Source organism: Neobacillus drentensis, assembly GCF_036962765.1.
In the GTDB taxonomy this organism is placed as follows: Bacteria; Bacillota; Bacilli; order Bacillales; family Cytobacillaceae; genus Neobacillus; species Neobacillus drentensis_C.
This window is the reverse complement of record NZ_JBALOS010000214.1, coordinates 1-10,185: the sequence shown is the minus strand read 5'-3', so window position 1 is coordinate 10,185 and position 10,185 is coordinate 1. Positions and strand designations below refer to the sequence as shown.

The window sequence follows — 10,185 nt, the reverse complement described above, 5'->3', positions numbered from 1 at the left end:
TAAGTAATTACTTTTATTCCCTTTTTATATGTATTGGGATTGGCTGGGAATTGTGCTGTATGAATAGGACATAACTTTAAAAAATGATAGAATAGGTTTTATATTAATCATTTAGGAGTAATCATCAACGTGCAAATTAGAATGGAAAAGACGGTATCGGTTAATCAGAGGATCAAAACCCTATTGCCTTGGGTGTTGGTATTCCTTTGGATGTTTCTCATATTTAACATGTCTTCTCAACCAGCTACCCAGTCTAACTCGCTTAGTTTGGGAGTTACTGAGAAAGTGATCGAAACAGTGAACAAATTCAAGCCAGGCGCGGATTTGAACATTGAGACAGTCAATCACATCGTAAGAAAAAATGCTCATTTCTTTGCCTACTTGGTACTTGCTGTACTAACGCTTAACGCACTGCGGAAAGGTGAAAAGTTAAGTTGGGGGAAATCGTTACTAGCTTTGGGAATTTGCGTCCTGTATGCAGCGTCGGATGAAATTCATCAAATATTTGTTCCGGGCAGGGGACCGCAGGTTAAGGATGTATTCATCGATAGCTCGGGGGCTCTTTTGGGAATCGCAATTTTTATGGTAGTAAATAAAATTTTGAATCGGAATTCATAGGTCTGTGTTTGTGGCTGCCAATCACACTGAGATTCTTTAATAGAAGAAACCAAGGGATCCCCTTGGTTTTTTTGTATCTTTTTAAGATATTTACTTTTCTTTAAAAAAGTCTACATTTTTTTGTTTTTCGTCATCTGTTCCCCAAAGTATTTCTTTATCCGCTTGTTGCAGCTTCGGTATATGCTTTGAACAATGAATATAGGCCTCTTCAACTTCGATGAGCACCCACCGTTCTGCTTTGTTTCCTTCTTTTTCATGTATGTCCATCAAGATATTCTCTGACAAGTCTAACGAGAGTAATTGACTGTTTTCAATAATGGAAGCTTTGCCATTTACATGCAGTCCAATGCAATGCTCAAAAAAATCGATAAACATTAGGCCAATTTGTGGGTTTTCTAAGATGTTTCCTAGACTGGCCATCACACCATTTCCCTTATATTCCGGATATGTTATAGTTTTTTCATCAATAATTCTCACGAAACCTGGTAATCCTGCCCGGAATGAGGAATCACAGCTGCCCTTAGAATCAGCAGTTGAAATAAACATCATACTTTGCTCAGAGATAAATTTCGTCATCATACCATTTAGATGATCGAGCATTTGCTTATTATAAAAAGCAGCAGCCTTCTTTGTTGTGCCATATCGCTCCTGCAGGATGCACTCTCCATTTTCTGCTGCCATTGTTTCCAATCCCTTCACCGTTTTAATCACCACATCATTTTACCACACGGTGCCTGGCACCGCTCGAAATTTGTCGATTAAGAAAGTTCTCCAATCATTAGGAATTTTCTGTTATGATAATTTCAAATTTGGAAGGAAGTGTAGTAGATTTGAAGAAGCATTACGATGTTGTGATTGTTGGCGCAGGGTCTATGGGTATGGCTGCAGGATATTACCTATCAAAACTTGGAATAAGGTCGTTATTAATCGATGCAAATGATCCTCCTCATAACTTTGGAAGTCATCATGGAGATACTCGAATCATTCGTCATGCCTATGGAGAGGGAAAGCAATATGTTCCTCTTGCACTCGGAGCTCAAGAATTATGGAGGGAATTAGAGCGGGAATCCGGAATGAAGCTTTTTTCCCCTACAGGTGTTTTGTGTGTCGGTGAGGAAGGTTCCCCTTTTATCGAAGAAGTAATCAAGAGCGCCAAAGAATTTTCTTTACCGCAGGAAATACTATCTAGCGGGGATATAAATGCCCGTTGGCCTGGTTTCTCTCTGCCAGATGGATTAGTAGGATGCTTAGAAAAAAACTCAGGAGTGCTATTTAGCGAGGAATGTCTTCGGGCATATCGCCGGCTTGGGTTAGCGAATGGGATGACCTTGGTGCCGAATACAAAAGTGGAGAAAATAGAGAAGTTTGCTAAAGGTGCCATTGTACATACAAAGCATGAACAATATTCTGCTGATTATGTTGTTGTGTGTTCAGGAGCCTGGTCAGGAAAAATCCTTGAGGGAACAGGAATAGACATTCCTCTTCAGCCGACACGCAAAACAGTCTCATGGTTTGAATGTGATGAACGTCTATATGATTCCTCTTGTTTTCCTGCTTTCAGCATCGACTTAGGAAATGAACATTATTATGGCTTTCCAAGCATGAGTGGAAGTGGTGTAAAGGTTGGAAGGCATGATGGGGGAGAAAAGGTCGATCCGGATCATTTTAATCGGGAATACGGTGTGGGTTCCTCGGATGAGGAGGAATGCCGGCGTTTTACAAAGGAGTACCTGCCAAAAGCCAATGGCCGCTTGATCAAAGGGAAATCATGTCTTTATACACTTACGCCTGATGAACATTTTATCATTGACCGTCATCCTGCCTTTTCAAATGTCATGATTGCCGCTGGTTTTTCAGGACATGGCTTTAAGTTTGCAAGTATTATAGGAAAAATTATTTGTGATTTTGTTACGGAAGGTCAAACAAATTATGATATCTCCATGTTTTCGCTTCAGCGATTTACAAATAAATTTAGTAGGAACTAATATTAGTAGAATGGATCAAAAGGGAACCTCTAGTGCGGTTCCCTTTCTTTATTTTTCAGAGAGATACATTTACAATAGCAATATTGTGCTAATAGTTCGAATTATTGTCTAGAGCCTTCTTTTCTTCCAGCTATTATAATTTAGCTAAGTAAAGTGTAAACGCTTAAATTTTTTGAACGGCAAGTTAGTTATTTTTTTTTACATTTCCTTATCTGAAAAATCAAAAAAATACTAAAAGGAGTTGTTTTAATGAGCAATCAAACGTATTTGATGGATGATGCCCCGCTGAATAGATTTCATCTTCGAATTACCGCCCTTACTTTCGGTTCTAATTTTTCAGATGGTTATGCTTTAGGGATTATTGGAATGGCGCTTTCTTTATTAGGACCAGAGATGAAACTAGGGCCAATTTGGGAAGGATTAATTGGAAGCTCCGCGTTAATCGGTCTCTTTTTTGGCAGCCTGTTATTAGGAGGATTGTCTGACCGTATTGGCCGGCAAAAAATTTTCCTAGCCAACTTTCTCATTATAGGGATTGCCTCTGCCTTACAGTTTTTTGTAAATGATCCATGGACCCTTTTCAGTTTGCGTTTATTGATCGGGATTGCCTTAGGCGGAGACTATGCCGTTGGATCGACATTACTAGCTGAGTTTGCCCCTAGAAAGTACAGAGGATTATTGCTCTCTTCTTTAAATGTGCTATGGACAGTCGGTTATGTTGTTTCGAATATTGTAGGGTTTTATTTACAAAAATCTGGCCCGGATGCTTGGCGCTGGATGCTTATGAGTGCCGCCATTCCCGCTTTCATATTATTAATCTTACGTATCGGAACTCCAGAATCACCGCTTTGGCTAATAAAAATGGGGCGTGTGGAAGAGGCCCGCGCCATTGTAAGAAAACATCTTGGACCAAATGCCATCATTGATGAAACGATTAAGACAAGTTCTAAACATGCTTTCCGTATGGTCGATCTTTTCTCTAAACAGCTTTGGAAAAAGACAACATTCGGATCCTTATTCTATGTATGTCAGGTTGTTCCGTACTTCGCCATCTATACCTTCCTTCCGACCATTTTAAGTAAAATGGGATTTGAAGAAACGTTTAGCATTGATATGCAGCTTAACCTATTCCTTCTAGTTGGATCAATTGTTGGGGTTTGGTGTACGGAAAAGCTAACACGAAGGGGATTCACCATTTATACCTTTATCATTCTTACAGCATCCTTGTTTATTTTAAGCGTCTTGCCTAAAGATTCACAAACCATTGCCATTATTGTATTTGCAACCTTCACTTTTGTGATGTCTGCTGCTTCCAACCTTACCTTAATTTATCCTGCTGAACTTTTCCCTACCGAAATTCGCGGAACAGGTGTAGGCGTCACGACAGCTGTCAGCCGGATCGGTTCTGCCATTGGAACATTTCTGCTTCCGGTTAGTGTTAGTGCATGGGGAATGGGTACATCGATGATTGCGATGAGTGTTGTATTATTAATTGGAACGATTGTCTCGATTGCATGGGCACCGGAAACAAAGTATCTGTCCATGAGCGATGTCAATGAGGAAGAACTTAAAACGGGGAACTCTCTCATCATCGATTCCCCGCTTTCTAGTAAAAGAAATTTATCCTAAACGTTATTTTCAGATAAAGAGGTGTGTTAATTGGTCAAGATTGAATATTTACACCCAAGAGATATAAGAGAGGTTATTCTTGGAGATCATGAGCTTTCGATTCATGAGGTGATGGCTGTTGCTCGATATTCAGCAAAAGTTTCCTTTACAGAAACTTATCGCAGCAGAGTAAAAGCATCACGCGGATTAATCGAAAAGTTTTTAGAAGAAGAGCGGGCGATATATGGTGTGACAACTGGATTTGGCAGCAATGTCACTCAAGTCATTTCGAAGGACGATGCAGAAATCCTCCAGCGAAATATTGTTCGGTCCCATGCAGTATCAGTCGGAGAACCGCTTGAAAAGGAAGTGGTCCGAGCGATTCAGCTCATGATTCTGAACCATTTGGGCCATGGATTTTCGGGCATCAGCTTAGGGGTATTAGAACTTATGGCTGGATTGTTAAATCATGATATCTTGCCGTTTGTGCCAGGTGACGGTTCAGTGGCCTATCTTTCTCCTGAAGCACACATCGCTTTAGTATTAATGGGAGAAGGTCAAGCTTGGTATAACGGTGAGCTCCTTTCAGGCAGTGATGCTTTAGAAAAAGCCGGATTAAAGCCAGTTGTATTAGGCTGTAAAGAAGGACTCTCCCTTTTAAATGGTACGACTTCGGTTACTGCGTTTGCCGCTCTCGCTTTATACAATGCGATTCAAGCTGTAAAGACAGCAGATATTTCGGGAGCTATTTCGTTTGAATCGTTAAAGGGAACGATAAAAGCCTTTGACCCGCGGCTTCATTCCTTAAAAAAACACGAGGAACAGGGGAAAACAGCCCTTCATTTATTAAGAATTCTAAGCGACAGTGAAATTGCCCAACATTACAAGGATTATAGATTACAAGATGCACTAAGTCTGCGCTGTATTCCGCAAGTCCATGGTGCTGTTAAAAGGGTATTAAAAAATGCTTTGGAAAACCTGAAGAATGAAATGCAGTCCATAAGTGACAATCCCATCATCTGGCCTGAAGGGGAAGATGGCATTGCCCTCATGGGAGGAAATTTTGATGGCACATACGCTGGAATGGATGCAGATGCCATGTGCATCGCGATGGCGAACTTAGCCAAAATCACTGAACGCAGGATTGACCGGTTAGTGAATTATCATGTAAGTGAATTGCCCGATTTCTTAGTTGCTAATCCCGGTCTGAATAACGGCTATATGATTCCCCAATATACGGCAGCCGGATTATTAAATGAAATCAGAGTTCTTTCTCATCCAGCTACTATTGATAATGTCCCTACAAGTGCGAATCAGGAGGATGTGGTTAGTTTTGCCTATTTTGCTGCCAAGAAGGCCTATCATGTTTCAAAGAAGCTACAATATATTTTAGCCATTGAATTGATGCTTGGTGCGCAGGCTTTAGATTTCTATGAATCATTGAATCCATCATTAGTAACAGGAAAAGTTCGTCAATTTATCCGAGAAAAAGTACCGACTGTCCAAGAGGACCGATTTTTTCATCCTGATATAGAAATCATTTTCCACCACATTCAAGAAGGAGAAATTGTAGCGATAGTCGAAAATTTAATTGGTGAAATAGAATAATAGTTGTTTTAAGCAGGAAGCCACTGTATCTTTAGAGAAAAGCGGCTTCTTTTTCTTTAACTTAAAAGACTGGATAAACGAGGTGGATGAAAATGAAGCAGGATTCAAACAGTGCAGCTTTTTCACATCTTCTACTCTCTGGGACGCTTGTCCATGAAGGGACATTTGTCGAGTTGCAACAAAAGTTTGGGATTTATATTCAGCCGCATTTGGTTATGGTTGTTTCAGTAGATCGTTATCCGGATATAGCAAGCGGGAAATCTTTGGAGTGGAGAAAAAATGTTGGTCAACAGGTAGTGGAAAGAATTGAGGAAACGGTACATATTCCTTTTCTGTGGAATTGGATTGAAGAGGGGGTTCTAGCTCTTCTCTTAGAGCTTGAGGAAAAGGGGTCAGAAACGGAGTTTAATAGAAAAATGGTTGATATGGCAAAAGCCATTCAGCTTTCTGCAACCTCGATTGACCTTTCCGTGTCCATAGGGATTGGCAGATATTATCAAGACCCCTATGCACTCTACCAATCCTTTTTAGAAGCAAGGAAATCGATGTCAGGCCGTTTTTTTCAAGGAAATCAATTAATCTTTCATTGCGAAATGAAACGAAATCAAAAGGAGCCCGTCATCAATCCGTTTAATGAAGAAAAGGCAGAGTTGCTTGCCCTTGTTAAAATTGGGGATGCTGACGGGATTATACATAATTTGAAACGCCTGATGGAAAAATTGGCTGAGGCTTGTCATTTTAATGAGGATATGTTTAAAACAGAAGTAGTGTCCATCGTATTATTAATGTCTAAAAGGGTGATGGAATCGGGCGCCAATGCCACAACCATTCTTTCAAACAATACCCATTTTATTCAAAATCTCTATCATATCATTCGTTATGATAAATTTGTCAATGCGGTTTGTGAATATGCGATGTGGCTTACAGAGCAATCAGAAGACAGTCATTTAAATGAACTAACCCCTTTAATCCAACAAGCTATTGGCTATATTAAAGAAAACTATCTAAAGGATATTTCTCTGAATGAAATAGCACAGTATTGCTGCGTGAGCCGGTATCATTTTAGCCATTTATTTAAAAAAGAAGTTGGTATCAGTTTGATTGACTATTTAAATCGAATGAGAATAGAGCTGTCTTTATCGTATTTAGAAATGACGGATTTATCAATAAGTGAGATTGCATCCAGAATAGGATTCGATGATGCTAATTATTTTAGCCGCATGTTTAAAAAGTATATGCAATTTAGCCCATCAGCTTATAGAGGTGCCTGTCACCGCCCAAAACTTGTCGAAGGTTGAACTAGTTCGATAAACTTTTTCATTCCTTTTGAAATTTGCTCTTCGTTTGCATAGGAATAACTTAACCTGAGCCATGAGGACGGCTGCTTTAATGGGTCGCAGATCTGTCCAGGCACAAAGGAAATCGACTGTTGCAGGCTTTTTGCTAATAATTCTTCTGTTGATATCAGGCTTGGAAGCTGTACCCATAAATTCAAGCCGCCGTTTGGGCTGGTCCATTGCCAATCGGTTGCAGACAGCTCTTCCTCCATGATTTCCTTTCGTATTTGCAGGGCAATTCGAAGTTTTTCGATATGCTGCTGCAGCCTCGGCGATGAATAGTAATGGAGGAAAATCTTTTGATTAAGAAGCGGTGAGCCGTTGTCTGTCAATGATTTTACCACAAGCAGTGATTTCATCACAGCTGCTTGCCCGGTCAACATTACGGCAATCCTCAGCCCGGGTGAGATATATTTGCAAAAGCTCCTGATATAAATCACCATCCCGGAAGTATCATAGGTGTAAATGGGCGGCGTCGGTTCCTGGTCAAAATAGATGTCATGATAGGCGTCATCTTCAATTAAGAGACAGCGATATTGCTCTGCTAATTGGACCAATTCCTTTCTTTGTGCAGCCGGAACCGTGTATCCGGTCGGATTATGGAAGGTTGGATTCAGATAAAAGAGACGCGGCCTGTGTTTTTTCATCATGAGTTCAATCTGCTGTAAATCATAACCGCCAGGATGGATGTCCACGGTTACAATATTGGCTCCTTGTGCTTTAAAAGTATCAATGGCGGCACTGTAGCTTGGTCGTTCCATTAACACGGTGTCTCTTGATTTGATAAAAGCCTGGGCGATAAGATGAATGGCTTGCTGGGACCCGGTGGTAATTAACAGGTCATCTGCCTTCGTAACCGTTTTATATTGACTGTTAAAGTAGTAGGAGAGTGCTTCGCGCAGCTCCTCGTCTCCCTGTACAGTAGAGTAGGTGGAAAGCACTTTGGGATAGAGGTCAAAAACCTTCTTTACATAATCAGAAAGAAAAGTGTTGGGCAAAAGATTGGGATCAATAAGAGCCTGTGAAAAATGATAGGAAACAGGAACCTGATGGATTTCCGATAAGTGATTTTTTTGTACATACGCTGAAATAATGGGGCTATCAAGGTTTTCAAATTGATGGCCATCACTTGATTGAACATAATAGCCGGATTTATCTATGACATAGATTTTCTTTTCCTGTTTAAGGAGCTGATAGGCTTTTAATACCGTTAAGCGGTTAACCTTCATTTCGGCGGCCAAATTTCTGACAGAGGGGAGCTTGTCATTTTCTTTCCATTCGTTCAGCTCCATTCGATGCAGAACATAATCATATACTTGTTTAAACAGGTACTCTTCATTGCTCATTTCTTTCCCTCCCTATTTCCTTGATTTTACCATGGTTAGATGGAATCTGGTCTATTTATTATCATCTGTTCTATCCTTTGCCCTCTATAATAGAGCAAAAGGAGGAATTTGAATGGTAATGATTGGTTATTTGTTCATGTGTTTGATTTTTGGCACCACCTTTCTTGCGATTAAAATAGGGGTAGATACTGGCGTGCCGCCGTTTCTCTCAGCTGGATTACGATTTTTTCTTGCCGGTTTTATTCTATTTTGGATCATGGTTTGGCAAGGAAAAACGAAGGTTGGTTTGGTTTTTCGGAAGGAAATGCTAATTACCGGGATCGGGTTGACGTTTGGTACGTTTGCAACCCTTTATTGGGCAGAACAGTACGTAACGTCAGGGACAGCGGCCGTCTTATCGGCAACCGGTCCGATGCTGATTTTATTGATACAGTCAGTCATTTTGAAGAAGAAGGCGGCTGCGAAATCCTTCATTGGGTGCCTTGTCGGAGTTTTCGGTGTTTTCCTGCTAATTTTACCCAGCTTTGATTTCCAAGAGAATGGTATTTGGCTGGTAGGCTGTTTTTTGATTATTATTGGGGAGGTTTTTTATGCATCGGGAAGTCTGTACGCGAAACAGGTGAGCGGAAAATTTGCTGCGACTTCGCCTATTGCCTTAAATGCGGTCCAAATGATGCATGGGGGAATCCTGTTAATCTTGTTATCCCTTTTCACAGAGGACATTCGGTTTCATTATTTGCTGCGCCCTGAAGCACTTGGCTCTTTTTTTTATTTAGTTGTTTTTGGTTCTATGGCGGGGCATAGTCTCTATTACTGGCTTGTCGCAAAGACAAATCCGGTTTTTCCATCAACCTGGCTCTTTATTTCGCCGATTCTTGCAGTGTCGCTGGGAGCCGTTATGTATCATGAATATCTTTCCTGGCAATCCGGAATAGGGGCCTTGACCATTGTTCTTGGAACGGTTTTAGTTCATTTGGAGACATTAAAAGGATTCAACTGGAAGAGGGTCGTTGGGTAGGTCGCTGTCACAGCACGAAATTGTCTATCGGAGATTTTTATTTCGATATAGGGTAGGCACCGAACTCAATAATCACTAAAAAACACGCTGAGTAAAAAATCAGCGTGTTTTCCAAATTTTAATGATTAGAGGCCTTTTCAAGACTGACTGGGAGGCAATTTCAGTATCTAACAACATTTTTAAAACCCTCCTAGCACTCGCAAACGCAATGGTTTTGGTTGATTAGTTCCGTTTTAGTCTTCTTAGTAAAAGTCAACTTCCTAACGATTTTTTGCAAAAATGATTCTTTATCAAAGTTAGCAAATTTCCAAGCCTCGTTTGATATTTTCTCCATTTCTTTCTGTTTTTCCCTTACTAACACTTCGAAATGATACATAAACAACTCCTCCTAATTATTATTGTTAATCAAAAAAAATTGATTTATAGGTGAGAAGACTACGCACAAGCACACTGGCAGCAGGGATCAACTAGGGTTGAAACAGCGGCTAAATCTTTCAGGTCATTTTTATCGGATGTATCAGCGTAACGTTTCCAAGCATCGCTTGCATTCCTTTCCGTTTCTTCCTGACGAAATTTCATCATTTGGAATACTCCATATTCATTAAACATCATGATTTCCTCCTATTGATCAAATTATATTGATATATTAATCAAAAAAAATTGAT

Annotated in this window: 10 protein-coding genes; 6 read left to right on the top strand and 4 right to left on the bottom strand. The window is 40.2% G+C overall.

The genetic code is table 11. The annotated features are described in order from the left end of the window. Positions 1-129 precede the first annotated feature (129 nt). Positions 130-618, top strand: coding sequence for a VanZ family protein (locus V7137_RS23385; protein ID WP_335700294.1), 489 nt, complete (start codon positions 130-132; stop codon positions 616-618). A gap of 90 nt (positions 619-708) precedes the next feature. Here V7137_RS23385 and V7137_RS23380 read toward each other — a convergent pair whose 3' ends face one another. Next, positions 709-1,317 carry a pyridoxamine 5'-phosphate oxidase family protein gene (locus V7137_RS23380; protein WP_335700293.1) on the bottom strand — a complete coding sequence of 203 codons (609 nt, stop codon included), beginning with the start codon at positions 1,315-1,317 and terminating at the stop codon, positions 709-711. A gap of 95 nt (positions 1,318-1,412) precedes the next feature. Between V7137_RS23380 and solA the strand changes: the two genes are divergently transcribed. From solA to V7137_RS23360, 4 genes are all read left to right on the top strand, one after another. Then, positions 1,413-2,603: an N-methyl-L-tryptophan oxidase gene (solA, locus tag V7137_RS23375; RefSeq protein ID WP_335700292.1), complete on the top strand. Its 1,191-nt coding sequence runs from the start codon at positions 1,413-1,415 to the stop codon at positions 2,601-2,603. A gap of 249 nt (positions 2,604-2,852) precedes the next feature. Further along, on the top strand, positions 2,853-4,232 hold the full coding sequence (locus V7137_RS23370; RefSeq protein WP_335700291.1) for an MFS transporter: 1,380 nt from the start codon (positions 2,853-2,855) through the stop codon (positions 4,230-4,232). Between the two features lie 30 nt (positions 4,233-4,262). After that, positions 4,263-5,819 carry a histidine ammonia-lyase gene (hutH, locus tag V7137_RS23365; RefSeq protein WP_335700290.1) on the top strand — a complete coding sequence of 519 codons (1,557 nt, stop codon included), beginning with the start codon at positions 4,263-4,265 and terminating at the stop codon, positions 5,817-5,819. 92 nt (positions 5,820-5,911) lie between these two features. Beyond that, positions 5,912-7,117, top strand: coding sequence for an AraC family transcriptional regulator (locus V7137_RS23360; protein ID WP_335700289.1), 1,206 nt, complete (start codon positions 5,912-5,914; stop codon positions 7,115-7,117). Here the strand turns inward: V7137_RS23360 and V7137_RS23355 are convergent. Beyond that, on the bottom strand, positions 7,090-8,502 hold the full coding sequence (locus tag V7137_RS23355) for a PLP-dependent aminotransferase family protein (RefSeq protein ID WP_335700288.1): 1,413 nt from the start codon (positions 8,500-8,502) through the stop codon (positions 7,090-7,092). The genes V7137_RS23360 and V7137_RS23355 overlap by 28 nt on opposite strands. 112 nt (positions 8,503-8,614) lie before the next feature. Here V7137_RS23355 and V7137_RS23350 point away from each other — a divergent pair, with 112 nt between their 5' ends. Next, the gene (locus tag V7137_RS23350) at positions 8,615-9,520 is read left to right on the top strand and encodes a DMT family transporter (RefSeq protein WP_335700287.1); all 906 of its coding nucleotides are present in this window, start codon (positions 8,615-8,617) and stop codon (positions 9,518-9,520) included. A gap of 190 nt (positions 9,521-9,710) precedes the next feature. On the opposite strand, the gene V7137_RS23345 is transcribed toward V7137_RS23350, so the two are convergent. Then, the gene (locus tag V7137_RS23345; RefSeq protein ID WP_335700286.1) at positions 9,711-9,896 is read right to left on the bottom strand and encodes a hypothetical protein; all 186 of its coding nucleotides are present in this window, start codon (positions 9,894-9,896) and stop codon (positions 9,711-9,713) included. A 59-nt stretch (positions 9,897-9,955) separates the two neighbouring features. Beyond that, the gene (locus tag V7137_RS23340) at positions 9,956-10,132 is read right to left on the bottom strand and encodes a hypothetical protein (RefSeq protein WP_335700285.1); all 177 of its coding nucleotides are present in this window, start codon (positions 10,130-10,132) and stop codon (positions 9,956-9,958) included. Positions 10,133-10,185 lie beyond the last annotated feature (53 nt).